22 protein-coding genes are annotated in these 25067 nt (G+C 73.8%); 6 read left to right on the top strand and 16 right to left on the bottom strand.

Going from position 1 to position 25067, the window contains the following annotated elements; translation table 11 throughout:
• Nucleotides 1-149: 149 nt before the first annotated feature.
• Nucleotides 150-1367, bottom strand: a complete 1218-nt coding sequence (locus AW27_RS13990; RefSeq protein ID WP_304949841.1) for an IS110 family RNA-guided transposase — start codon at nt 1365-1367, stop codon at nt 150-152.
• Between the two features lie 408 nt (nt 1368-1775).
• A complete protein-coding gene (locus AW27_RS13985; RefSeq protein WP_078556089.1) occupies nt 1776-2639 on the bottom strand; it encodes a LysR family transcriptional regulator in 864 nt (287 codons plus the stop codon).
• A gap of 92 nt (nt 2640-2731) precedes the next feature.
• Here AW27_RS13985 and AW27_RS13980 point away from each other — a divergent pair, with 92 nt between their 5' ends.
• From AW27_RS13980 to AW27_RS13955, 6 genes are all read left to right on the top strand, one after another.
• Nucleotides 2732-3469, top strand: a complete 738-nt coding sequence (locus AW27_RS13980; protein ID WP_037918726.1) for an SDR family oxidoreductase — start codon at nt 2732-2734, stop codon at nt 3467-3469.
• A 537-nt stretch (nt 3470-4006) separates the two neighbouring features.
• Nucleotides 4007-4354: a peptidase inhibitor family I36 protein gene (locus tag AW27_RS13975; protein WP_037918730.1), complete on the top strand. Its 348-nt coding sequence runs from the start codon at nt 4007-4009 to the stop codon at nt 4352-4354.
• Between the two features lie 72 nt (nt 4355-4426).
• Complete coding sequence (locus AW27_RS13970) at nt 4427-5371, top strand: hypothetical protein (RefSeq protein WP_157840190.1); 945 nt, start codon at nt 4427-4429, stop codon at nt 5369-5371.
• 4 nt (nt 5372-5375) lie between these two features.
• Complete coding sequence (locus AW27_RS13965) at nt 5376-6827, top strand: peptidoglycan-binding domain-containing protein (RefSeq protein ID WP_037918735.1); 1452 nt, start codon at nt 5376-5378, stop codon at nt 6825-6827.
• On the top strand, nt 6820-7494 hold the full coding sequence (locus AW27_RS13960) for an ABC transporter ATP-binding protein (protein ID WP_037918738.1): 675 nt from the start codon (nt 6820-6822) through the stop codon (nt 7492-7494). The genes AW27_RS13965 and AW27_RS13960 overlap by 8 nt, the downstream gene beginning before the upstream one ends.
• Nucleotides 7484-8773, top strand: a complete 1290-nt coding sequence (locus AW27_RS13955) for an ABC transporter permease (RefSeq protein ID WP_052030258.1) — start codon at nt 7484-7486, stop codon at nt 8771-8773. The genes AW27_RS13960 and AW27_RS13955 overlap by 11 nt, the downstream gene beginning before the upstream one ends.
• An 8-nt stretch (nt 8774-8781) precedes the next feature.
• On the opposite strand, the gene AW27_RS13950 is transcribed toward AW27_RS13955, so the two are convergent.
• The 14 genes from AW27_RS13950 to AW27_RS13885 form a co-directional block, all read right to left on the bottom strand.
• Nucleotides 8782-9534 (bottom strand): zinc ribbon domain-containing protein, encoded by a 753-nt coding sequence (locus tag AW27_RS13950; RefSeq protein ID WP_236647534.1) that lies wholly within the window; start codon nt 9532-9534, stop codon nt 8782-8784.
• A 986-nt stretch (nt 9535-10520) separates the two neighbouring features.
• Entirely contained in the window at nt 10521-11129 is a 609-nt protein-coding gene (locus AW27_RS13945; protein ID WP_037918739.1) for a phage tail protein, read from the bottom strand.
• On the bottom strand, nt 11126-13099 hold the full coding sequence (locus AW27_RS13940; RefSeq protein ID WP_037918742.1) for a putative baseplate assembly protein: 1974 nt from the start codon (nt 13097-13099) through the stop codon (nt 11126-11128). Before AW27_RS13940 ends, AW27_RS13945 begins: the two co-directional genes overlap by 4 nt.
• Nucleotides 13099-13521, bottom strand: coding sequence for a GPW/gp25 family protein (locus AW27_RS13935; protein ID WP_037918745.1), 423 nt, complete (start codon nt 13519-13521; stop codon nt 13099-13101). Before AW27_RS13935 ends, AW27_RS13940 begins: the two co-directional genes overlap by 1 nt.
• Nucleotides 13521-13838 (bottom strand): PAAR domain-containing protein, encoded by a 318-nt coding sequence (locus AW27_RS13930; protein WP_037918748.1) that lies wholly within the window; start codon nt 13836-13838, stop codon nt 13521-13523. The genes AW27_RS13935 and AW27_RS13930 overlap by 1 nt, the downstream gene beginning before the upstream one ends.
• 46 nt (nt 13839-13884) lie before the next feature.
• On the bottom strand, nt 13885-15702 hold the full coding sequence (locus AW27_RS13925; RefSeq protein ID WP_037918751.1) for a VgrG-related protein: 1818 nt from the start codon (nt 15700-15702) through the stop codon (nt 13885-13887).
• Nucleotides 15699-16424 (bottom strand): CIS tube protein, encoded by a 726-nt coding sequence (locus AW27_RS13920; protein ID WP_037918754.1) that lies wholly within the window; start codon nt 16422-16424, stop codon nt 15699-15701. Before AW27_RS13920 ends, AW27_RS13925 begins: the two co-directional genes overlap by 4 nt.
• A 104-nt stretch (nt 16425-16528) precedes the next feature.
• On the bottom strand, nt 16529-16954 hold the full coding sequence (locus tag AW27_RS13915; protein ID WP_030710062.1) for a phage tail protein: 426 nt from the start codon (nt 16952-16954) through the stop codon (nt 16529-16531).
• Nucleotides 16955-16991: 37 nt separating this feature from the next.
• On the bottom strand, nt 16992-19907 hold the full coding sequence (locus AW27_RS13910) for a hypothetical protein (RefSeq protein ID WP_304949870.1): 2916 nt from the start codon (nt 19905-19907) through the stop codon (nt 16992-16994).
• 4 nt (nt 19908-19911) lie between these two features.
• Nucleotides 19912-20070 carry a DUF6760 family protein gene (locus AW27_RS13905; RefSeq protein WP_167344733.1) on the bottom strand — a complete coding sequence of 53 codons (159 nt, stop codon included), beginning with the start codon at nt 20068-20070 and terminating at the stop codon, nt 19912-19914.
• Entirely contained in the window at nt 20067-20564 is a 498-nt protein-coding gene (locus AW27_RS13900; protein ID WP_037918765.1) for a zinc-ribbon domain-containing protein, read from the bottom strand. The genes AW27_RS13905 and AW27_RS13900 overlap by 4 nt, the downstream gene beginning before the upstream one ends.
• Nucleotides 20561-21001, bottom strand: coding sequence for a phage tail protein (locus AW27_RS13895; protein ID WP_030031999.1), 441 nt, complete (start codon nt 20999-21001; stop codon nt 20561-20563). Before AW27_RS13895 ends, AW27_RS13900 begins: the two co-directional genes overlap by 4 nt.
• An 83-nt stretch (nt 21002-21084) precedes the next feature.
• Nucleotides 21085-22644, bottom strand: coding sequence for a phage tail sheath family protein (locus AW27_RS13890; RefSeq protein WP_037918768.1), 1560 nt, complete (start codon nt 22642-22644; stop codon nt 21085-21087).
• 213 nt (nt 22645-22857) lie between these two features.
• A complete protein-coding gene (locus AW27_RS13885) occupies nt 22858-24984 on the bottom strand; it encodes an ATP-binding protein (protein WP_037919830.1) in 2127 nt (708 codons plus the stop codon).
• Nucleotides 24985-25067: the final 83 nt, after the last annotated feature.

Raw genomic sequence — 25067 nt, 5'->3', positions numbered from 1 at the left:
GGTCATGCCTTCGACAGGGGGCAACAGTCATGCCGGGCCCGGAGGCCAGCGGCCCCATTGCGGAACCGCAGAAAACATAACGGGGGGTGCCTCTATGTCTTTCGTCAAGGCACCTGTGTCGGGTTTCGGGTGGTTCGGGCTCGCTGAGGCTAAGCGGCGAGCTCGACGTCCGTCGGTGTCCGGGATTCGTAGAAGGTGCCGTCGCGGAGCATGGCGAACAGGACGCTGATGCGTTGGCGGGCGAGGCGGAGGAGGGCCTGGGTGTGGGTTTTGCCGCGTGCTCGTTGCTTGTCGTAGTAGGCGCGGGAGGCCGGGTCGGCGTTCATGCAGGCGAAGGCGGAGAGAAACATCGCCCGTTTGAGCTGCCGGTTTCCGCCTCGGGGTGCGTGTTCGCCATGGATCGAGGTCCCGGACTGCTTCGTGGTGGGGGCGAGGCCGGCGTAGGAGGCGAGGTGGGCGGCGGTGGGGAAGCTGGTGCCGTCGCCGACGGTGACCAGCAGGACGGCGGCGGTCCTGACGCCGACGCCGGGCATCGACGTCAGGACCGGGGAAAGAGGGTGAGCCTCCAGCAGGGCGTTGATCTGGGCTTCCATCGCCCGGCGCTGGGTGTGGACAGCGGCCAGCGAGGCGGCCAGGGAGGGGATGACGATGTCGAGGGTGCCGGTCCCGGGAACGACGACGGTCTGCTCGTCGAGCGCGTTGAAGACGTCGTCGATCAGCCTGGTGGCCATGCGCGGGGCCTTCGGGCGGATCAGCTCGACGAGTCTGCGGCGTCCGGCCTTGCGCAGGGCGGCTGGGGATCCGTAGCGCTCCAGCAGCCAGGTCACGGCCTGGTGGTCCAGGCGCGGGCCCAGGACGCGTTCCAGGCTGGGGTGGAACTGGGTGAGCAGGCCCCGTATCCGGTTGGAGGTGCGGGTGGCCTCGGCGGCCAGGTCCTGGTCGAAGCCGACGAGCACGGTCAGCTCGGCGGTGATCTGGTCGGTCAGCTCCAGCGAGCGCAGGGTGTGCGGCATCGTCCGGGCGGCGTCCGCGATGACGGCGGCGTCCTTGGCGTCGGTCTTGGCCTCGCCCGGGTAGAGGTCGGCGATCCGGCGCATCGCCAGTCCGGGCAGGTAGGCGACCTGGCAGCCCGCGTCGCGGGCGACGGTCAGTGGCAGGGCGCCGATGGAGGCGGGCTGGTCCACGATCACCAGCACGGTGCCGAACTTCGCGGTCAGCTTGTCGAAGACGGCCCGCAGCTTGGGCTCGCTGTTGGGCAGCTGCTTGTCGAAGACCTTCTTCCCGCCCGGGGTGAGCCCATGACCGTGATGGCTGCTCTTGCCGACGTCCAGGCCCAGGAACACGCCCACGTCTTCGATCTCGAACATCGTGCCCCTTCCCAGGGGGTGTTGACGGTGCCGGCCTCGGCTCGGGTGTCGTGCTCGCGCATCCACGTTATGCAGACCTGCCGCCCGCGAACTGTCCAGCATTGCGCCGGACCGGACGGTGGCCGGACCTCTGATCAGCGTCTCCGACGAACACCCCCGGACCCGGTGACACCACCCCCCAGGTCATGCCTTCGACAGGGGGCAACAGTCATGCCGGGCCCGGAGGCCAGCGGCCCCATTGCGGAACCGCAGAAAACATAACGGGGCGTCGGGCCCATCCGGCCCCACCCGGCGCCAGCGGTGTCCCGGCTCAGGCGGTCCGGTCCCATCGGTCCGCTTCTCCGGCCCCCGCAGGCTCCGGTGGCGCCTGAGCCGTCCCGGGTGCTGACCGGTGGGGGTAGGACCTGGTCATAGCCGTGCGGCCGTGCGGACCAGGCCGGCCAGGGTGAGGGAGCGGGAGTGTGCGGGCCAGGCGATGTGGGTCACCACGGAAGGTGCGTCGGTCAAGGGGACGGCCGCGTGCTCGGCCCAGAGCCAGGAACGGGCGGAGTCGGGGACGACCGCCACGGTGCGTCCGAGGGCGATCAGCTGGGCCAGTTGCGTCTGGTTGTGGATCTCGGGGCCCGGGCCTGGCGCGTAGATGCCGCGGCTGGGCCAGCGGGCGAGCGGTAGACCGGGGACGTCCTCGACATCGGCCAGGGACAGGGTCTCGCGGGCGGCGAGGGGGTGCCCGGCCGGCAGAACGGCGACCTGCCCCTCGGTCGTCAGTGCCTCGCTGTCGAATCCGGCGAGGGAGTTCCACGGCGTGTGCATGAGCGCGACATCGGCGCGTCCGTCGCGCAGCAGCTCTTCCTGCTCGCAGAGGCCGCACGGCAGCACCTCGATCTCGGCACCGTCGGGCTCGGCCGCGTAGGCGTCGAGGAGTTTCCGCAGCAGTTCGTGGGACGCGGCGGCCTTCACCGCGAGGACCAGCCGACTGCGGGGGCCGCCGGGGCTGTCGGCGCCACCGGCGCGCCGGGTGCGGCGAGCGGCGGCGGCGCTCGCGTCGAGGGCCGCCCGGCCCTCGTGCAGCAGCACCTCTCCGGCGCCGGTCAGGCAGACGCCGCGGCGGTTGCGCTCCAGCAGGCGGACCCCGAGACGCCGTTCGAGTTGCTGGATCGCCCGCGACAGCGGCGGCTGGGCCATGCCGAGGCGCTCGGCCGCGCGCCCGAAGTGCAGTTCCTCGGCGACGGCGACGAAGTACCTCAACTCGCGGGTCTCCAGCGTGTCCACGGCCGCAGCATACGTGGTGATACCCAGCAGGTATCACAGGGCACCGCATCGGTGTTGGCCGCGCTGTTCGTTCGAGGGCCACCATCATCGGCATGAGCGAAACGAAGATCGCGCTGGTGACCGGCGCGAACAAGGGCATCGGGTACGAGATTGCGGCCGGGTTGGGCAGCCTCGGGTACCGCGTGGGCGTGGGGGCCCGTGACGAGAGCCGACGCGAAACCGCCGTCGGGAAGCTACGGGCCCTCGGCGTGGACGCGTTCGGGGTGCCGCTGGAGGTGACCGACGACCGGAGCGTCACCGATGCCGCGGAGCTGGTCGAACGGCGGGCCGGGCGTCTGGACGCCCTGGTCAACAACGCCGGCATCTCCGGCGAGATGGGCCCGGGGTGGGAGCAGGACCCGACCGCGCTCGACCTGGACGTGCTCCGCACGGTCGTGGACACCAACGTCATGGGGGTCGTCCGGGTGACCAACGCGATGCTGCCACTGCTGCGGCGCTCGGCCTCGCCGCGCATCGTCAACGTCTCCAGCAGCGTCGGCTCGCTGACCCGGCAGGCGGACCCCGACATCGAGATCGGCCCGATCATGGCGGCCTACGCGCCGTCGAAGTCGTTCCTGAACGCCCTCACCGTCCAGTACGCCCGGCAGTTCACCGGTACGAACATCCTGATCAACGCCGCCTGCCCGGGCCTGGTCGCCACCGACTTCACGGATTTCCACGGACCCCGCACCCCCGTACAGGGCGCGGCCACCGCGATCCGGCTCGCCACACTGGCCGACGGCGGCCCGAGCGGTTCGTTCTTCGAGGACAACGGCGTCGTCCCCTGGTGATGGCGAACCGCCCTGCCCCGACGAAGCCCCGGCGGGTGCGCGAAACGGTCCGAACGGACCGGATCGGATGAGACGGCGACGCCTGCACCCGGGCGACAGACCGGCCCCACAGTGCAGTTGACCGTGCGTCAGGATTCGGCTCCGCGGTGTGACGAGCCCCGCGGGGCGACGAGATTTTTTGTTGCGTGTTCGCGCCCTGCCCGGGTGCCGGAGATCCGGACAGTGTGCGCCCCGGCGATCGTGCCTCACTCCGGGCGCGGCTGACCTGCGCCGGGTGCTCGGCCCGGGCGTGCGCGGAAGGTCGAAATGGAGGGCGGCGAAGCCGGATATCGGACACTGAATGATCAATTCCAGCCGACCGTAATCCCTGTTGCAAAGGGAATTGGCGTTTGACATGCGATCGGGGTGGCCTAGCCTGGTTCTCAGCCGACCGGGGGGAAGGGCTTCGGCTGCCCTGCCCTCTCACTGCATCAGTCATCACCCGAAGAGGGGGACTAACGAGTGCTCAGTAAGAGGATTTCGGCCGGATTCATCGCGATGGCAGCCGTCGTCGGCGTCATCGCCGCGGCGCCGTCCGCATCGGCCGTGGACCGTACCTGCTACGACGGCAACTTCTGCATCTACAAGGACCGGGACTTCTCCACCAGGAACTCGATGTACCGGACGAAGTACGAGTCCGCCCGCTGGGACATCGACATGCCGGCCGTTTACGAGGCCGACAGCTCCTGGTGGAACCGGCGCAGCCAGTCTTCCAAGACCTACGGCGGTCGCTGGATGTCGTTGGGCGTCGAGATCTGTCTCATTCCCGGCGGTTCCGTGAACTACTACTGGGACGCCAACGACGATGGTGCGAGCAACACGCTGAACGACGGCTCCCGCTGCTGACCATCGCTCGAAGGCCGGGCCGTTCCCGCCTCGCGGGGGCGGCCCGGCCGTACCTTCCGGAGGACACGGACATTGAACAAGCGCACCCGGGTTGTGACGGCGATCGCGGTGATGGCGGTGGTGACGGGCTCCGCCTCGGCCTGCTCGGAGAAGTCCCCCCAGGACATGGAGACGGCCCGCAGGGCGCAGGCCGCACTCGACAGCGCCAACGAGGCACTGGAGCAGGAGCGTGAGGCCGAGGGCAAGCTGATCCGCAAGTGCATGAACGATCAGGGTTTCAAGGTCTTCCCGTCCGACGGCGCCAACAGCAGCAAGGGCAAGAAGCGCGGCGAGGACCTCACTCCGACGCTGGAGACGGCCCGCACCGTGGGCTACGGCGCGGACCCGCGCCGGTCGGACAACCAGAAGTCCCAGGAGGTCGGCGACGACTTCGACGCGTTGCCCGAGGACGTCAAGCGGGCGCACAGCATGGCCATGGACGGCTATGTGGACAAGCCCGAGGGCGGGGTCGAGTTCGACTTCGGCGGCGGCAAGGTCATGGTGCCGTCGAAGGGCTGCCGCGGCGAGACCCTCAAGGCCGTGTACGGGGATGTGAAGGAATATCTGCGCCTCAACTGGACGGTGTACAACACCGTGAAACAGGACAGCGCGCATATTCTCGCCGACGACGACGCGTATCAGAAGGCTTTGACGGAATGGGCCTCCTGCATGAAGGTCGGCGGCTATGCGGAGATCCCGACCCCCGAGAAGGCGAGAGAGGCGGCGCTTTCGCATTACGAGAATGTTCCGGACGGCGATACCGCCGCACTCGATATCGCGCAGCGTGCCGAGATCAAACAGGCCACCACCGATGCCGAATGCGGTACGAAGGTCGGGCTCAACACGAAGGCCCGGGAGGCCAAGAGCAAGGCGTCCGCAGATTCCCTGGTGAAGCACGAGGCGGAGATCACCGCCTGGCTGGAACTCATCACGAAAGCCAAGGCCAGGGCGCAGGAACTACTGCGAGAGACGCCGTAGTACCGTGACGAGCCTCGAACGCCCCGCAGGGGCCCGGGCGGCGGCCGAGCCGTCCGGCGGGCGGGCCCGGCACAGGTCCAGGCGGGGCCTGGTCATCGCCGCCGTCGTCATCGTGCTGTTCGGAAGTTCCGGATCCGTCTGGTGGATCGCGTCCCAGGCCAGAACGCCCGAGCAGCGTGCCTCGAACGCCGCGGCGCCGCCGCCCTCCCGGATCACGGGGAAGGTCTCCGACCGGCAGCTCGTCGAGACGATGGAACTGACCGGGAAGGTCGAGACGGCCTCCCGGACCACCATCACCGGCGTCCAGCCGCAGGGCACCAGCCGGGCGGTCGTGACGGCCCTGCCCGCGGCCTCGGGCAAGAGCCTCAAGGCCGGCGCGGTCGTCGCCGAGGTGTCGGGCCGCCCGGTCCTGCTCCTCCCGGGGCGCTTCCCCGCGTACCGAGACCTGAAGGCGGGCGACAAGGGTCCGGACGTGCAGCAACTGCAGCGCGCCCTGAAACCGTTGTACGGGACCGCCGTGAACGGTACGTACGGGCAGGCCACCGTCGAGGCGGTGCGCAAGCTGTACGCGGCGGCCGGGTACGAGGCGCCTTCCGGGGAGGGGCCGCGTCAGGTCGCCGGCGGGAGCGGTGGCGGGAGTGCCCCTTCGGGCACGGCCGCCGGCGCCGCCGCCCCCCGCGGCGGCGCGGAGACCGACGGCGGCACGGGCGCGGCCCCCGCCGCGGGCGGAGCCGCGAGTCCGGCGCCCACCCGCGGCGCCGCCGCACCGCCTGCTTCCGGACCCGGCACACCCGGAGAAGTGCTGCCGGCCGCGGAGGTCGCGTACGTCAGCACCCTGCCCGCCACGGTGGTCCAGGTCACCGCGGCAGTGGGCGACGCGGCCGACAAGCCGCTCGTCGTCCTCGGCAGCGGCGGCCGCCAGGTGCGGGCGTCCCTCACCGCGGACCAGCGCGCCCGGCTGCGCGATCTGCCGAGCGACGCGGTCATCCGCTTCGGCACCGGCCCCTACGAAGGCCGGGAGGGCAGCCTGGGCTCCCTCGCCGGACCCCCCGACGCCGGAAACGGCGATCATCCGGGGAACACGAAGACCGGCGGACCGGACGGCGGGAGCACGTCCGGCGCCGGTGACACGGGCCGGCACGAGGCGCTGTTCGTCCCCAGCGGTGCGGAGGCCGAGGAGGGGGCGTCCCAGCGGATCGCCGTCGAACTGCGGCGCAGCCCCCAGGGCGCGCTGACCGTTCCCGTATCGGCGGTCTGGACCGACCTCGGCGGCTCGTCCACGGTCACCGTTACCGAGAACGGCAAGGAGCGCAACGTCCCCGTCGAGGTGCTGTTCACCCACGAGGGCCTCTCCGCGGTCAACGCGCTCGACGCGAATCTCGGCGCGGGCGAGACGGTCGTCCTGGTGCGCCGCGGAGGGGCGGTAGACGGCTCCGAAGGGGGCTCCGATGGCTGACCCGGCCCCCGTCATCGAGATGGCCGGCATCGCGAAGACGTACCCGGGGCCGCCGCCCGTGCACGCGCTGACCGACGTCACGCTCGACATCCTGCCGGGCCGGCTGGCCGCCATCGTCGGCCCCTCCGGTTCGGGGAAGTCCACGCTGCTGAGCGTGCTCGGCCTGCTCGACGTCCCCACCCGCGGCAGCTACCGGCTGGAGGGCCAGGACACCACCGACCTGTCCGAACGGGCCCGCACCGCGCTGCGGGCCTCGACGCTCGGCTTCGTCTTCCAGGCCTTCCACCTGGTCCCGCACCTGACCTGCGTCCAGAACGTCGCCCTCCCCCTCGTGCACCTCGGCGTGCCCCGTGCCCGACGGCGGCCCCAGGCCGTGGCCGCCCTGGAATCCGTCGGCCTCGGGCACCGACTGGACGTCAGGCCCACCACCCTGTCCGGCGGGGAGCGGCAGCGGGTCGCGGTCGCTCGGGCGATCGTCCACCGGCCCGCCGTCGTGCTGTGCGACGAGCCCACCGGCAACCTGGACACCGCCAACTCGGCCCGCGTCATGGACCTGCTGACCGGACTGGTGGCGCAGGACCGGGCCGTCGTCGTCGTCACCCACGAACCCGACGTGGCGGCCCGCGCCGACCGCGTCTTCAAGGTGGTGGACGGCCGTGTCGCGTAGCAGGGGGAGGCGCGAGAGGCGTGGGACGGGCGCGGCAGGGACGGGCGCGGCAGGGACGGGCGCGGCGGGGACGGCGGCTCCCCGCACGTCCGCCGCGGACCTGCTCGTCCAGGCGTTCCTCGCGCTCTTCGGCCGCCGGTTCCGCACCCTGCTGACGATGGTGGGCATCTCCGTGGGGCTGGCCGCGGCACTCGCCACCCTGGGCATCACCGCCAGCGCGGCCGGCGCCGTCTCCGACCAGTTCGACGCCCTCAAGGCGACCCGGGTGACCGTCAAGTACCCGTCGGAAGAAGTCGCCGGTATCCGGCCGCGGCCCGACGGCGGCGACACCCAGCGGGTACGGGGACTCAACGGGGTCCGCGCCGCGGGCCTCGTCAGCAAGGCCGGTGAACGGCCGGTGGTCTCCCGGCTGCCGTCGGACACGTCGAACGACCTGCCCGAGGGCACGGTCCTGGCGGCGCAGCCCGACGCGCTGTCGGCCATGTCTGCCGAACTCACGCAAGGCCGGTTGTTCGACACCGGGCACGATGCCCGGCGGGAGCGCGTGGCCCTGATCGACACGGCCGCCGCGTCCCGGCTGACCGTCGGCGACGGGGCCGGCAACTCCGTGATCCACGTCAACGGCGTCGCGTTCAGCGTGCTCGGCGTCTTCCGGGCTCCCCCCGGCGACACCGACCTCACCGGCTCCGTGATCGTCCCCTACTGGGCCGCCCTCCAGGACCCGGCCGGGCTGGACTTCGCCCCGGCGGAAATGATCATCCGTACGGATCTCGGCGCCGCCGACCAGATCGGCGCCGAGGCCCCCTTCGCCCTGGCCCCGGGTGCCCCGGACAAGCTCGTCGCTCTGGTGCCACCGGACCCCCGGTCCCTCCGCCAGGGCGTCGAGTCGCAGACCCGGGCCCTGTTCCTCGGGCTGGCCGCCGTCTCCCTCGGCGTGGGGGCGCTCGGTGTCAGCAACACCGCCTACGTGTCCGTACTGGAGCGGCGCTCCGAGATCGGCCTGCGCCGGGCCCTGGGCGCCTCCCGGCGGGCCGTCGCCGGGCAGTTCTGCATCGAGAGCGGTCTGGTCGGGCTCGCCGGCGGGGTCGTCGGCACGGTACTGGGCATCCAGATCACCGCTCTGACCTGCCTGGCCAAGGACTGGCTGGTGGTCCTCGACCCCGCCCTCACGACGGCAGGCCCGCTGGTGGGCCTCTTGGTGGGGCTGGCCGCAGGGCTGTACCCGGCCCTGGCGGCCGCCCGCATCCTGCCCGCCGAGACGCTCCGGGCGGGCGTCTAGGCCGGGCGTCAGTCGCGCTGGAAGAACTCGACCTCCGCGAGGGCGAGGGGGCCCTGCGGGTCCGGGCCGGCGGGTTCCCGGAGGGTCAGCCGGACCGTCGTGGCGTGGCTGATGCCGAGGGGGAACGTCTGGGGGCCCGGTTTGTCGCTGAGGGCCAGCTCCTCGTGGACCGTGGCACCGTCCCGGTCCGTCACCTCCAGGTCGATGCGCAGGGCGCGTCCCTGCTTGGCGTACTCCTCGGGTGCCGTCGAGGCACCGTTGGTGACGATGACGTCGACGAGCCGGAACGGCGTGCCGAAGGTGTACGTCACCGAGGCGCCGGGGCCGGGCACGCCCCAGTAGCGGTTGCTGAGCCCGTCCGTGCTCTGGGTCACCGGGTGGCCGGGCAGCTCGGCGCTGGCCTCGGCGCGGGTGGGCGTCACCGCCTTGGCCTTGCCGAGCTTGTCCAGGGTGTCCTCCACCAGGTGCCGTCCGGCGGGCAACAGCAGGAAACCGGCCGCGCACAGGGCCAGTACGACGGCCAGGACCACCAGGAAGCGGGTCAACCGTCCGGAGCCGGCGCGGGCCCGGCGGCGCAGCGGCCAGACCGTGCGCCACCACGGGAGGGGCGCGGCGGTGGGGGAGGGCGCCAGCGGCGACGCACAGCGGCGGCAGAAACGACGGTCGGGCGGGTTGGCGGTGCCGCAGGCCGGGCATGGCACGCCGGCGACGTCGTCGCCGGCTGCGAGGGGCCGTACGACGGGGCGCGGCGCGACCGGCACGGCGGGCAGCACCGGAGCCGGTGAGGCTGCCGCGGGGGGCGCGGGGGGCCGCGGCGCGGGTGGCGTCGGCCGCGCCGGAGCAACCCGGGCGGGCCCGGCCGCCCCGTCCTGGTCGCGGGCCGGTCCCGCCGCCCCGGCGGAACCGGCCTGGTCGGAACCGGTGGAACCGGCCCGGTGGGATCTGGTCCCGGCGGGTGCGGACCGGTCGGGCCTCCTGCGCAGCCAGGACAACCACCGATCCGCGACACCGCGCGCGGGCACCGCGCGAGAGCCGGATTCCAGACCGGATTCCAGACGGTATTCCGCTCCGGTGGCCGTCCGGGCGGAGTCCCGTTCCGGGACCGTTCCCCGCTGGGACGTCCGGTCTTCGCAGGCGGCATCCCGGGCGCCGCCGACCTCGGTCGTGTCCTGCCGGGACGGCGCTTCGTCCTGCGGGGAGCCCTCCCGGGGCGCGCTCCCGTCGGGGGTGTCGCTTCGGGCCGTGCGCTCCCCGACCTCGCCGGTCCGGGGCGGGCGTCCCGGGGCCGAGGCCTCCCCTGCCATGCCCGGGGGGCCGGCCGGGAGTGCGCCGCCGTCCTGCGGGGTGCCTTCTCGGGGCGCGGCGCCCCGGACCGCGCCTCGCCGGGCCGTGTCCTCCTGGACCGGGGCCTCCTGGACCGTGTCCTCCTGTGGCTCGCCCTGCCGGGGCGCCCCGGCCCGAGGAGTGTCGGTGACCGGCCGCCCCGCGCCTTCCCGGCCCGTCCCGGGCCGGGTCTCGTGAGGCGTTCCGCCCAGGGGCGGCGTACCCGGAGGAGGGTCTTCCCGGCGGGGTGCGGGAGGCGTGCCGGGGCCTGGGGGGACGTCGTCGGGGGTGACGCCGTCGGGGGTGTTCTCCCGGGCCGGGGTGCGGGCCGGGGAGGACCAGTTCAGGTACGAGCCGCAGTTGGTGCAGAAGTCTTCCGTCGGGGCGTTGGACGCCCCGCACGCGGGACACGGGCGCATTGCCGTCAGCTCCCTTCGGGCGCGGGCGGGCCGGACAGGATCTCCACCCGGCAGACCGTGTGCACGGGGCACAGGCTGCGGACGAGGGCGCGGACCCGGTCGGCGTCCACGCCGTGCGTCCCCTCCGTGCTCTCCGCGCCCTCCGTGCCTTCCGCGCCCTCCGTGCCGCGCGGCCAGACCCGTACGAGGACCTCGCCGGCCACCGCGGGGTTCGGTTCGGTGCCGGCCGTGCGGGACCAGACGGCCGCGCCGTCCCCGCTGACCTCGGCGGACAGGCCCAGCACCAGGCGCAGGGCCTCGACCAGACCGCGCCGGGTGCCGCGCCACCGGTGCAGTTCCACCGCGCGGGCCACCGCCTCGCGCCGCAGCGCGGTCGGCCATTCGGGGTCGTCCGCGCCGCCGACCCAGGAGGCCAGCCAGGACAGGAAGTCGGCCGGGGCGAGCCGGGGGTCGAAGTACGCGGGCAGGCTGTCGAGGGTCGTGAACACCGGGGCCAGGACCGTGTCCAGGCCCGCGGTGAACCGCTGGGCGAAGTCGTCGTCGGCGTAGAGCGCGGGCAACTGCTCGCCGATCGGGTGCCGGCTGGGCAGGCCGGGCACGGCGGCGCGGCTCATCCGTGCACCTCGGGTTCCGTCACGACGACCTGGTGCTGGTAGGAGAAGACGAGCGTGCCCGCGCCGATGTCGATGCGCTCGACCGGGGCGCCGCGCCGACCGGTGATCGGGTCGGCGGCGAACAGCCGGATCTCCTCCACCAGGACGTCCCCGACGGCGCGTTGCAGGACGCCGAACACCTCGCCGTACTGCACGGGCCGGCCGAACGGCCAGCCCGTGCCGTCGGGTCCGCCGTGCAGCGGGTTGAGGTGGCGGAACAGCGCGGCGAGCGCCGCGTCGCGCACCCGGTCGGCGTCGGCGGCCGGCGCCGACAGTCGGGCGACGACGGTGACGCCCTGGTAGACGGGCGGTTCGACGACGAGGCCGGTGCCGATCAGGCGCCGTTCGTCGAGGGCCGCGGTGATCGCGGCGAGGACCTGATCGGACGGGATGAGCTGCTCGAAGCGGAGCCGGTCGTCCTCGTCGGCGACCGCGTCCGGGACGACGAGGACGCGGACCGAACCCGCGCCGCGGTCGCCGTCGGCGGCGGGCAGGCAGCGCACCCGGCGCACCGAGGGCGCCGTCCGGCGGGCGATGATCTCGTAGTCCTCGGCGGTCACCGCGCGTTCCTGCATGCGCAGCGCCTCCGGGGCGCGCAGTTTGGCGTTGTCGACGGTCTCCCCGGCGACGCCGCCGCGTGCCGCCTCCCGGTTGACGACCCGGGCGATGTAGGGGACCGAGCTGCGCAGTACGGAGATCGCACCGCGCGAGACGTTGCCCGCCGGGCCGCCGCCGGTGCGGTAACCGGCCACCCGGATGTGGGAGCCCTTGGGCGGTACGGCGCCGCAGGCGCGCAGGCTGCCGTCGGCCTCGCGCAGCACCGGCGGGAAGGTGAACTCGCCGGTGGTGGCGTCGACGCGGACGTGCCGGTCGTCAGGACCGGAGCGGCCGAAGTGCTCGACGACCTCCCAGCGCTGCCAGCCCTCGGGGGAGGACACCTCCACCACCGGCGGTTCCCCGTCGAGCAGCACGGGCGGGCGCCCGAGCCGGAAGCTCTGTCCCGCGACGCCCTCCGACGCGCCGAGCGGTACGTCCCGCACGCGTTCGGCGTGCTCCACCGTCATGGTGCCGCCGACGGTGAAGACGGCGGCTTCGCGCACGGTCGGGGACTCGGAGTAGAAGGGCTGGCCGGGTTCGGGTTCGGTGACCCGGCAGCGCAGCCAGCCCGCGCGGGTCCCGCTGATCACCGAGGTGGTGTGCCCGGCCGGGACGTACACGATGATCTCGCCGGGCCGGTTGAGGCCGCCGGTGCTGTCGGAGTCCGTGGCGCAGCGCTGCCACCGGCCGCCGTTCCACGCCTCCCACACCAGCGGGGGCTGGCGCGGGTCGACGCCGACGCCCTCGACGCGGCTGTCCAGGCGCACCGCGACGACGCAGCGTGGCACCGCCGTGGGCAGTCCGAAGAGCAGGGCGTCGCCCGGTTCGGGCACGGCCTGGAAGCAGGGTATGTCGCGGCCTTCGGCAAGTGCGCCGGTCCGGTCGGCCGGTTCACCGGTGCGGGGCGCGGTGACCAGCTTCGTCAGCTCGCTGGGCAGGATCCGCAGGTCGTCGGTGGTGGCGAAGACCACGGCTTCCTCGGTGTCGCCGGCCGCGGTCGCCACCTCGGTCGTCACCTCGGTGCCCGCGGGCAGGGTGACGGTGTCGGGCTGGGGGGCCGACAGCCAGAAGTCGACGTCGGCGGTGGCGGCCGACGGCGGGTACAGCCGGATGCCCAACAGGTCCAGGAACGCCAGGTAGTTCTTGTCCGGGACCCGGTTGAGCCGGTACAGCAGCTGGTCCACGAGGTAGGCGAACGTCTCGATGAGGGTGACGCCCGGGTCGGAGACGTTGTGGTCGGTCCACTCCGGGGCGCGCTGCTGCACGTACCGCTTCGCCTCGTCGACGAGCTGCTGGAACCGTCGGTCGTCCAGGTTGGGGGAGGGCAGGGCCATCAGTCCGCGACCATTTCCTCGGCCCCCTCCTCGGAGGGGATCGTGTAGAAGGGAAAGACCAGGTTGCGCCGGTCGTTGGTGGTGCGCACCGTGTAGTGCACATCGATGTAGAGGGTGCCCGCCTCGACGGAGTCGAAGGCGACGGCGACGTCGTCGACCGTGATCCGGGGCTCCCAGCGTTCCAGTGCTTCGCGCACCTGCTGGGCGATCCGGCCGGCGGTGTCGCCGTCGCCGGGGGCGAACACGTACTCGTGGATGCCACAGCCGAATTCGGGCCGCATGGGCCGTTCGCCGGGCGCGGTGCCCAGCACGAGGCGGATGGCCTCTTCCAGCTCGCGTTCGCGTTCGACCATGGCGATCCCGCCGGTCGGGCCGACGCGCAGGGGGAAGGCCCAGCCGCGTCCGATGAACCGTTCGCTCATCACACGCCTCCGATCAGGACGTCCGGGGCGCCGGTGAGGACCATCGCGCCGCACGCGGTCTGGTCGCGGGCGCGTGCGGCGGGCAGTCCCCCGATGAGGACCGTCCCCGAGGCGAGGGCCGCCGGGTTCGGCATGACCACGTTGGCCGGTCCGAGGGCGGCGTGCGGCGGGACCACGCAGACGTGCAGGCTGCCCACGACGGCGGCGGGCCGGCCGCCGATCAGCACCGTGGCCACCGCCGCGGCGGCGCCGGGCGGCGGAGTGGCGAGCCGGCCACCGTGGTTGGTGGGGTCGCCGGTACGGGCTGCGGCTGGCATCGGGTGCTCCTCGGGGACGGCGGTCGGTGTGTAGGGGGCTGCGGGGTCAGTTGATACGGATGAGGCGGGCCTTGAGGACGGCGAGCAGGCCGCCGTCGACCGTGACGTCCGAGGTTCCGGAGACCTTCACCGACCGGCCGCCGATGCTGACCCCGGCGGTGCCGTCGATGTCCACCTGGCGGCCGGACACCTTCACGGTGCCCTGCCGGGCGTCGAGGGTGATGCCGTCCTTGTCCATGAGGACGGAGGTCGCGGGACGGCCCCGGCCCGCGTACACGGTGACCTCGATCCGGTCCCGGCGGTCGTCCATGCGTACTTCGAGCCGTTCGTCCCCGGTCACCAGCCGCAGCCCGGACGGGCCGGGCGCCGCCGCGTCCAGCAGTTCCACCCGGTGGCCCGAACGCGAGACGATCGAGCGCCGGTTGACCTTGCCGCTCGTCGTGTCGACCAGCGGTACGTCGTGCGGCGAGGGCTCGTCGACGCCGTTGTAGAGGCCGCCGATGACGTACGGACTGTCGAGCAGGCCCTGCTCGAAGCCGACCAGCACCTCGTCGTTGACCTCCGGGCTGACCACCCCGCCGCCGCCCTTGCCGCCCCACTGGACGGTACGGACCCAGCCGGAGACGTATGTGTCGTCCAGCCAGGGGAACTTCAGCCGGACCGCGCCGCGCTGGGATCCGTTCGGCTCGCGCACGTCCGTCACCACGCCGATCGCCAGACCGGGTATGCGCGGCCCGCGGCCCGGCGCGTTCGCACCGGTGACCAGACCGGTCAGGGAGCGGTCCGGGCTGGCGCTGACCCACACCGTCGAGCGGAAGCCGCCGTGCGGCTCCAGGACGTGCTGGACGGCCGTCGCCGTGTACCGGCCGGAGAACGCCTGCCCGACGTTGCCGAGCGCGACCGGCTTGCCGGCGCGCAGCAGCGGGTTGCCCTCGGCCACCGCTTCCAGCTCGCCGAAGCCGGAGCTGATCTGGGCCGCAGCCGCCTTCGCGACCGCCGTCGTCTCGGCCTGTGTGCGGTACGGGGTGTCGGTGACGGACACGGACGCCGCCCCGAAGCGGGTGGCGGACTGCGGGGCGAGGCCCGGCACCACCGTGTCGCTGACCACGGACGGCTGCTCGGCGACGAGCGGCCGCTTCGTGGTCACGTCCCAGCCGCGTACCTGCACCTTCGAGGCGCCGTCGGCCGCCGACAGGGCGGCCCGCAGGGCGAGGAGGTTGCGTCCGTACTCCAGGACCATCGGGTCGCGCACCGCCGACGTCGACGGGGAGGGCGCACCGGACGCCTGCACGGGCCGGGTGAACTGGAGCACGCCGTTGTCGTCGACGCGTACCTGTGCGCCGCTCTCACCGGCGAGGAACTGCAGGAAGTCCCAGTCCGAGACGTTCGCCTGGGACAGCTGCTGGTACGTGACCGGCGCGGCCTCCACCTTCCCGACGGCCAGGCCGGCTCCGGCGGCCACCTTGCGGACGATGGCGGCGGCCGTCATGTTCCGGTAGGCGACGACCTTGCGGCCGCGCTGGAGGCGGTGCGCCGTGGAGTAGGCGCGTACGACGGTGAACGAGCCGGTGCGGTCCCGGTCGATCTCCAGGGCCGTGACCTCGCCGTTGAACAGCCGCTCCCGGGCCTGCCCCTTCACGGTCGCCACCGACACCCGCAGCGGGGTGCCGATGGTGATGCCGGTGGCGCCCAGGAACTCGTGGTCGGGGTCGCGGTAGGTGAGCACCGCCGTGTCGGGCAGGCCCACGTTCTCGTCGACCACGCAGCTGACCAGTTGCGCCGTCCAGATCTGCGGCAGTTCGCCTGGGGCTTCCACGATGGGGTCGGCCGCGAACGACCGGCCCCCCGACTCCGACCCGCTCACCGCTGTTCCTCCTCGCCGTGCCGGTCCCGTGTGGCCGGCACGACGATCTCGGTGCCGGGGACGAGTGCCATCGGGTCGTCGATGCCGTTCGCCTCCGCGATGGCCCGCCAGGCCGTCGCGTCGCCGTACTCGCGCCAGGCCAGCATGGCCAGGCTGTCGCCCGCCACCACGGTGTGGGTGCTGCGGGCGGTACGCGAGCCGGAGGTCGGGTTCTGACCGGGCGGGTCCACGCTCGCCTCCTCGATGGACAGCGAGCAGGTGGCCCGCAGCGGCTTCCCGTCCACGTCGAAGAGCGTGTACGACACCGACAGGTTCGACAGGACCCCGTCGAACGACGTCGTCCGCGCGCTGCCCCACTCGAAGCGCACCCAAGGGCTCGCCGGCTTCTTGCGGCCGAGGCTGGCCGGGGTCGGCACGCATGCCTTCATCAGCTTCTCCACCGCCTGTTCCACCGAGTTGTCGTGGGTGGCGGTGGCATCCAGGAACACGTCCAGGCTCAGCGTGCGCGGGCCACTGCCGACGAACTCGGGCAGGGCCGACTGGCCCGCCATCCGGGACGGGGAGCGCCGCCACTCGGTGGTCTTGCCCAGCTGCAGGGTCGAGGGGTTGAACTGCAGGTCGAGGCGGGCGATCGTCCCGCCGGGCCTGGCTCCGACGGAGGCCGGGGGCTCCTTGAGGGTGAGCTGGGCCCGGGCGCGGCTGGCGCGTGCCGAAAAGGCCATGCCGTGGACTTCCTTCCGGGGCGAGAGCGGGGGCGGGGGCGAGGGCTGGTGCGGGTGCGGGGCGTACGAGGACGGGTGGGTGGGGGAGGGGCCGGGGCGGGCGGTCAGGAGGGCAGCAGCCCCTGGTGGGCGATCTCCAACGTCTCCACGGCCGCGGCCGAGTTGGCGGGGTCGAAGGACGGCCCCTGCCAGCGCACCGGAACGATCCCGAACACCTGCCAGCTGATGATCCGGCTCAGATCGGGCCGCAGCGCCACGATCTCCCCGTCCTTCGGCTCGACCCGCCGCAGTGTCTCGTCGAGCCAGCGGCCGATCTTCGCCGTGTCGGCGGTGACGGGCCGGGTGAGAGTGATGTTCGACCAGGTCACGCGGCCGGGCAGCTGCCAGGTGAAGCCGTTGTTGCCACCCTCGGCGTAACTCTCCATCTCGACCTCGGCGCCCATGCCCGAGCAGGTGTGGAAGGCGCCCAGGTCGTTGCCGCCGATCGCGAGCCGGAAGAACACACTGGTCGCGAAGATGTTGTCCGTCATCGGTGCGTCGTCATCCGTTTCTCGTTCGTCAGTGTTCTCAGCGGCGCCCGTCGAAGGGCCGTCCCGCGCGTTCCCGGCCGCGCCGCAACTCGGTGCGCAGGAGGCGCGCGACCGGGTCGAGCAGACGTCGTGCCAGGTCGTCCAGATCGAGGTCGCCGCCGCCGTGGGGTGCGGCTTCGGGTCCGCCGCCGGGTCGGGCGGCCGCGGTCGCGGTCGCGGTGGGACCGGTCCGGCCCGTGTCGCGCTGTACGGGGGGTGGCGGGCCGGGCGCCGGAGGGCTGGGCGGCGGAGCGGGGGCGGCCGGACCGGGGGCGGCCGGACCGGGGAGGGCCGTGGGGGCCGGCGCCCCGGGCCGTACGACCGGCACGGAACCGGAGGCCGGAGCGGCGGGTGCCGACTGGACCACGAGCGGGGGCGTGTACGGGCCGGTCACGGGCAGGAGCGCCGCCGCCGTCCTGGCGGGGGCCGCGGCCGACACGGGCGCCGGGCGCACGGCCGGTGCGGTCGGTGTGGAGCGGCCGGTTCGGCCGGGGGCGGCGGGGGCGGCCGTACCGGGGGCGGGGGCCGCGGCACGCTGGACCTGCTGCGGGGCGGTTGCCGACGGGGCGGACCAGCGCGCCGGGACCACAGGCCGGCCGGCCGTCCGAGGGGCGGCGGCCGGTGCGCTGCCCATGCCCGCCACGTCACGGGTGCCGAGGGCGAGGGGCCGCGCCGCCAGCAGCCGGAGGGACGGGGGTGCATCGGGCGTCGCCCGCTTGCCGACGGCTCGGGCGGCGACGAGCGGGACCGGACCCGGTACGGGGCCCGAGCGAGGCGGGGTGGCGGTGGTCCGCTGGATGCCGCCGCGGTGCGAGCCGCCCCCGTCCGGCGGGGGCGCGTGGACCGCCGGCGCCTGTGGCCGCGCGGCGGCCCGGGGCGCGGCTGCGCTCGGCGGCAGCGCGGAAAGGGGCGCCCCCAGACCCGGGCGTCCGCGCGGCACGGACCGATCCGCGGGTACCGACCGATGCTGCCCGGCAGGCGCGTCCGCCGTGCGTTGCAGGGTGGGCATGGCGGGGGTGATTGCTGCCGGGCCGGTGGTGGGGTTGGTGTGGGGCGTGGCGGTCGGTGTGGCGGTGGGGGGGAGTTCGGTGAGTGGCGCGCCGAGTGGTGCGCGGGTGCGCATCGGCTTCTCCGGTGCCGGTGCCGGTGCCGGTGCCGGGTTGCTTGCGGTGGGTGTTGCCGGTGCGGTGGTGGGTTCGGTCTGGCGTTGCACCACGGGGAGGGCGGGTGCGGCGTTGGGGGTGGTGGGTGTGGCCCGGGGGGCTGTCTCGGTGGGTGGGGTGCCGAGCGGGGCGCGGGTGTGCGGGGGTTCGTTCGTTGCCGGGTTGCCCGTGGTGGGTTCGGGTCGGCGTTGCAGGGTGGGCATGGCGGGGGTGGTTGCTGCCGGGCCGGTGGTGGGGTTGGTGTGGGGCGTGGCGGTCGGTGTGGCGGTGGGGGGGAGTTCGGTGAGTGGTGCGCCGAGTGGTGCGCGGGTGCGCGTCGGCTTTTCCGGAGCCGGAGCCGGAGCCGGAGCCGGAGCCGGCGTGGTTGCGGTGGTGGGTTCGGCCTCACGCTGTACGACGGGCAGGGCGGGTACGGCGGCCGGTGCCGGGTTGCTCCCCGTGGGTGTTGCCGGTGCGGTGGTGGGTTCGGTCTGGCGTTGCACCACGGGCAGGGCGGGTACGGCGGCCGGTGCCGTGGGCGTTGATGGCGTGGACGGGGGCGCCGACTCGGTGGGAGGCGTGCCGAGCGGGGCGCGGGGCTGCGCCCGCTGGACCGGCGCACCTGGGCCGGCCACGGGCACGGCGGGGGGACGGACAGCGGCCACGCGGCGCCGCGGTGTGGCGGGGACGCGGGCGACGGTGAGCGTACGCCCGACCGGGCGCGGCCGGACCGCGGGGGTGCGGGCGCTGCCGGGAGCTTCCGCGCCGGTACGAGCGGGCCGGGGGGCCGCGGCCGCCCGTGCGGGGGTGGCGGTCCGCTGGGCGGGCGGGCCGGACATGCCTTCGGCGGCGGAAGACCCGGGGACCACGGCGATGCGGCGGACCACGGGGAACGGCGTGGGCGGCGCCGTCCGGGCGGGCTCGGCGGCCCGCTGCACCGCGGGCGCGGATGCCTCGGGTACGGCTGCGGAAGGCGTGGATACCAGGCCCCTCGTCCCGGCTGCAGACCCGGCCGCGGAACCCTTGACCCGCGGCCGTACGGGGGTCGGTGACACGGCGTTCGCCGCGGACCCGGACCCGGAGCCGGACCCGGACCCGGACCCGGACCCGGCCCCGGACCCGGCCCCGGCCCCGGACCCTGACGCGGGCTTCGGAGCCGCGGTCCGGTCCGAGGCCCCCCGGGCCACGGCTCGCGAGACGACCGGGCCCGGTGCGGAGGCGTCCGGCTGACGGTCCGCACCCGGCTTCGGTCGTGCGGTGTCCGGGCGCCCCGGGCCCGGTGCGGCGGCGCCCGGCCCGGGGCGGCGCGAGACCTGCGGGGTCTCGCGCACGGGCCGCGCCTGCTCGGGCTGATGGCCAGCACCCGGTTCGGTGGGCTCGGTCGGCTCGGTGGGCAGCGCCCGGAGCAGCAGCGGCCCGCCGCCGCTGTGGGTGGGACGGGCGGTGGCGGGGCGGGCGACCCCGCGGACGAGTCCGGCCGGGGCGGACGGCAGGAGCCCGTGGGCGAGGCCCGTGTCGAACGACGGGTTGCGCCACGCGGCCAGGCCGGAACGGAAGGCGAGTCCGTCGCTGACGCCGGTGACCGAACGCGAGACGGTCAGCACGGGCGGTGCGGCCATCCGCCAGCCGCCGTCCCAGTCACCGGGTGCGGCAGCGCTCCGCGCCGCCGCACCCGGTGCCGACGTGCCGGCGCCGGTCACGGAGTCCGGCGCGGCTTCCGGCAGGGATTCCGGCACAGCGGCGCGCCGACGCAGCCTGTCCCGCCATGCCATTTTCTCAACCGCCTTCGTTCACACGGGTGTTGATTCGAGCTATCTCGGTGACCCAGTCCTGGCGCTCGCCGTGGGTCAGGTCGAGGATCTCGTCGCGCCGCCAGTGGAAGTGGTAGGCGATGTACGCGATCTCCTCCCGGAGCCGGGGGAGCGCGTACGTCACGATTCCCCCAGGCGCCCACCGGAGAGGTCGACCTCGAAGCCGCCGTCGCAGTGCGGGCAGGTGACCGCCGCGCGGGTGTGGCCCTCGCTGTTGACGCGCCGGTAGAAGTCCTGGAGGAACGCCACGTCGGTCGCGTACATCCGCTCGACGACCCCCGCGTGCACGTCGGTGATGGTCCCGAGCCGGGTGATCACCTGGCTCAGCAGCACCACACTCAGGTAGGCCGGGTTCTCCTTGACCCGCAGGTCGATCTGCGGGCGGAGTTCGTCGCGTGCGGTGGCCAGGCGCATCGAGCCGTGCCGGTGCACCGTGCCCGCCTCGTCCACGTAGCCGCGCGGTAGTTCGAACTCGAACTCCGTGCGCAACCCGTGGTCCTCACGGGGGGCCGGAGCGGCGGCGGCCGGGGGCGCCGCCGCCTGCTCCGGGGCTTGGGTGGGCGCCGTGACCTGGAGGATCTCCTCCAGGCTGCCCGCGGTCACGGTACGGCGCCTCATTCGACGATGATCTCCTCGAACACGATGGTCACGGACTCGGTGGCCGCGGCGGACTCGCCGGCCTTGAGGGAGGGGCCCTCCCACTTGGAGGCCCAGCCCTGCATCAGCTGGATGCGGCGGATGGTCGCGCCCGTGGAGTCCTTGATCTCGATCGTGAGGTTCTGCCGCGCGGTGTCGACCGCTCCGTTGTTGAGGGTCTCCTTGATCCACTTGGTGAACTCGCTGCTCTTGTCGAGTCCTCGGGTGATCGTGACCTCGCCCGCCTGGCGCGCGCCGGGCTGCTTGCGGATGATCTGCTTGCCCTCCGCGCTGACCTGGCGGACTTCGACGACCTCTTCCTCGACGGTCAGGCCGCTGATCTCCTGGATCGATTCGACCAGGTAGCCGCCGAGCTGCACGCCGAAGATATGGGTGGAAAGAGCATCGCCCTCTGCCATGACTGTCCTTCACCTTTCCTTGCTGCTGGTGCTGCTGGTGCTGTCGGCCCTGCGGATGTCGCCGGTGCCGCCGCCCCGGAGGGTCACTCGTCGACGAGGCTGGTGCTGTCGGAGAACTGGGCCAGCCGGAACACCACGAACTCGGCGGGCTTCACGGGCGACACACCGATCTCGCAGACCACACGGCCGTGGTCGATCGACTCCTGCGGGTTGTTGTCCCGGTCGCACTTCACGTAGAACGCCTCCGCCGCCGTGCGGCCGAACAGCGCGCCGCGGCGCCACTCCTCGGTCAGGAACGCGGTGACGTTGCGCCGGATGCTGGACCAGAGCCGGTCGTCGTTCGGTTCGAAGACCACCCACTGGGTGCCCAGGAGGATGGACTCCTCCAGGTAGTTGAAGAGGCGGCGCACGTTCAGGTAGCGCCAGGCCGGGTCGGAGGAGAGGGTGCGCGCACCCCAGATCCGGATGCCGCGGCCGGGGAAGGCGCGTACGCAGTTCACGCCGATCGGGTTGAGCAGGTCCTGCTCGCCCTTGCTCAGGCGCAGTTCCAGGTCCACCGCGCCGCGGATGACCTCGTTGGCGGGGGCCTTGTGCACGCCGCGCTCGGCGTCGCTGCGCGCCCACACTCCGGCGACATGGCCGCTCGGCGGGACGGTCGTGTTGCGGCCGGAGGCGGGGTCGAAGACCTTCACCCACGGGTAGTAGAGGGTGGCGTAGCGGGAGTCGTAGCCCGCGTCGTCGTTGCGCCAGGTGCGTACCTGCTGCGCGGACAGGCCGGGCGGGGTGTCCAGGACGGCCACCCGGTCGCCCATCTGCTCGCAGTGGGAGATCACCGCGAGCTGTACGGTGCGCACGCCCTCGGCGTCGATCTCGCCGCGCTGGTAGGCGCTCATCAGGTCGGGCACCGCGACCATGGTGATCTCGTCGATGGTCTCCAAGCCGGCGAAGCCGGTGCGGGCGCCCGCGTCGCCGACGTACTCGGCCGGGTCGAGCCGGGACACGGCCGCCTGGCCTGTCGCGGCCGCCACGGGGCCCGGCGCGTCGGGCAGGGCCACGGTCTGGCCGGCCGGCCGGGTCTGGGTGGCGGACCGCTGCTCGGTGACCTCGATCAGCTTCGAGGCGCGTGCCTGGGTGACGAGGTAGCCCTTGACGTTCTTGCGGGCGGAGGCCTCGTAGGTCTCGGCGATCTGCTCGCCCTGGCGGACGAGGAGCTTGAAGCGGTCCTCCGGCGGGTTGTCCCCGTCGGCGTCGGCGATCTCGACGGACACACCGGCGATGCCCGGGCGTGCCGTGATCAGGAAGCCGCCGAGCTCGACGGGCTGCGCGGCGCGCGGCGGTGGTACCGATCCCGCGGCGGCCGGTGCGGAGGCGTCGGCGGTCGGCCCGCCGATGCGGACGACGTACGCGGCGCCGCCGCCGTTGGCGAAGTAGCCGTAGACCGCGTGGGCCAGGTAGGAGCCCTCGGTGAAGCCACCGAAGTGCTGTGCGTACTGGTCCCAGTTGGTGACCAGCGTCGGTTCGTGGAAGGGCCCGCTCTGGGCGAACCCGACGAACGCGGCGACGGCGGTGCCGACCCCTTCGATCGGACGAGCACCGGACTGCACCTCCTCCACGTACACGCCCGGGGTGAGGTACGTCGGCATGCTCGCTCCTTCGACACGGATCGGCTATCGGTTCCGGTCACAGCCTTCCGCGCGACGACGGCCGCCGGCAGGGGCGTTCGGGCCTGGTCAGGGGCAAGCACGCTGCCCTTCCGGTCTCCTCCCGGCGGGCCGTCCAGGCAGCCCGCCCGCCCGTCCGTCCGGACCGGACGTCCGGACCGGACGGACGGACAGTCCGCCCGGACCGCCGACGGGTCACACGTCCGCGACCTGCCCCAGGTACGGTCCGAACTCACCCTCCAGGACCAGGCGTCCGAGCTTGCGGTACTCCTGGGCGACGGCCGTCATCACCTGGCCCATCGTCAGTGGCCCCCCGGCCGCTGCCGCGAAGTAGGCGGCCGTCACCGCGCAGGCCCGGATGGATCCCCCGGCCAGTTCGAACCGGTCGGCGCAGAAGCCGAGGTCGACGTCATCGGCCCGGGGCACCCGGTCGCCCAGGCAGCGTTCCCACAGGGCCCGGCGCTGTGCGGCGTCGGGCACCGGGAAGTCCGCGATCACGTCGAGGCGGCGGGTGAACGCCTCGTCGAGGTTGGCCCGCAGATTGGTGGTCAGGATGGCGATGCCGTCGAAGGACTCCATCCGCTGGAGCAGGTAGGCGGACTCCATGTTGGCGTGCTTGTCGTGGGAGTCCTTCACGTCCGAGCGCTTGCCGAAGATCGCGTCGGCCTCGTCGAAGAGCAGTACCGCGTTCACGGCCGATGCCTCGGTGAAGATGCGTTCCAGGTTCTTCTCCGTCTCGCCGACGTACTTGTCGACGACCGTGGACAGGTCCACCACGTACAGGTCCATGCCCAGGTCGGCGGCGACCACCTCGGCCGACATGGTCTTCCCGGTGCCGGAGGAGCCCGCGAACAGCGCGATCACCCCGCGCCCGCGCCCTCCGCCGGGCCGCATGCCCCACTGCCCGAGTACCTGGTCGCGGTGGCGGGCACGCACCGCGAGCTCACGCAGCCGGCGGTGGGTGGGCGCGGGCAGGACCAGGTCGTCCCACCCCACGGCCGGCTCCACGCGGCGGGCGAGGCGGGCCAGGCCCGCGCCGTTCTGGGCGCGTACGGCGGTCCGCAGGTCGGCGGGGGAGACGGGGCGGCCGTCGAGAGCGGCGGTACGGGACGCGGTGTCTGCGGCGCGCCGCAGTTGCCCGGCGTCGAGGCGGTGCGCGGACACGGACCGGGCGAGTGCCGCCGCCGCGCCCGGACCGCTCTCCCCGCCCGGACCGCTCCCCGCGTCCGGACTGCTGCCCGCGTCCGGACCGCTGCCCGCGTCCGCCGCGTCCGTACCGCCGTGCTCCGCGGCGGCCCGTTCCAGCGCGTGCCGCCAGCGCACGGCCTGCCGGTCGGGGGAGGGGGCCGCCACCGTCAGGGAGACGGGGGTGGCGGCCGCCCAGGAGGGCTCCCAGCCGCTCGTGCCGTACGTGAACAGCGGGATGCCGCGCAGCACCGTGCACAGGGTGCGCAGGACGTGGGCCCGCTCGTCGGGCTGGTCGGGCAGCGCCTCCAGCGGCCCGAGCAGCACACCGGCGCCCAGCAGCCTGGCTTCTCGGGCGGCGGCGCGGGCCAGAAGGGGCAGGGCGCCGGCGTGGTGCGCCAGCGCCACGGGGTCCAGGACCAGGGGGCGCAGCCCGCGGGCCCGCAGGGCCGCGGCGGCCAGGCCCTCGGGGTCTCCGCCACGGGTACGCAGGTGGACGTGGCCGGTCCCGTTCCCGGCCGCTGCGGCGGCCCGGTGCAGTTCGCCGGGGTCGACGGCCGGGTCGTCGGCGGCCGGGCCGAGCACCTCGGCCAGTCGCCGGTCGGGCGCGGTGCCGCCGAGCAGGTGGGCGGTGACCCGGTCCGGGACGGCCAGCACCCGGGAAAGGGGAGGCCGTTCGGGCTCGGTGACCTCCAGCAGGCCGCCTGCGACGAGCGGTGCCTCGGGGGAGAGCCGGAAGCGCGCCGCGGAGAAGTGGCCGTGCCCGCACAGGTCGAGGGCGAGTCCCACCGTCGGCCGACGGCGCGTCAGGTCGTCGTTGAGGTAGCCGTAGAGCCGCTCGAACCGCGCGTCCAGGTCCGGGGCCAGCGCGACCAGCAGCAGATCCACGTCCAGGGGATCCAGCCCGAAGCGTGCGACGAGGATGCCGAGCGGTGAGCCGGACGGCGGCGGGTCGACCGGTGCGGGCACGGGCAGACCGGGGCCGCGCTCCTCGTCCAGGATCCGGACGGCGGCCTCGGGCGTGAGGTACTGGCCGCGGAAGGGGTCGTCCGGGTCGGGATCGACGGCTCGCCGGAGCTCCACGGACTGCCGGACCCGTTCCTCGACGAGCCGGAGCCGTGCCCACAGGTACGGGATTCCGTCGCCGCGCTCCGGGCCCGGGCCGCGTTCCGGGCCCGGGCCGCGTTCCGGGCCCGGGGCCCGTTCCTGGTCCGGGTCCC

The organism is Streptomyces sp. PCS3-D2 (assembly GCF_000612545.2).
Classification (GTDB): domain Bacteria; phylum Actinomycetota; class Actinomycetes; order Streptomycetales; family Streptomycetaceae; genus Streptomyces.
Note: the sequence above shows the minus strand (reverse complement) of the source record. Positions and strands in the feature narration are given on the sequence as shown.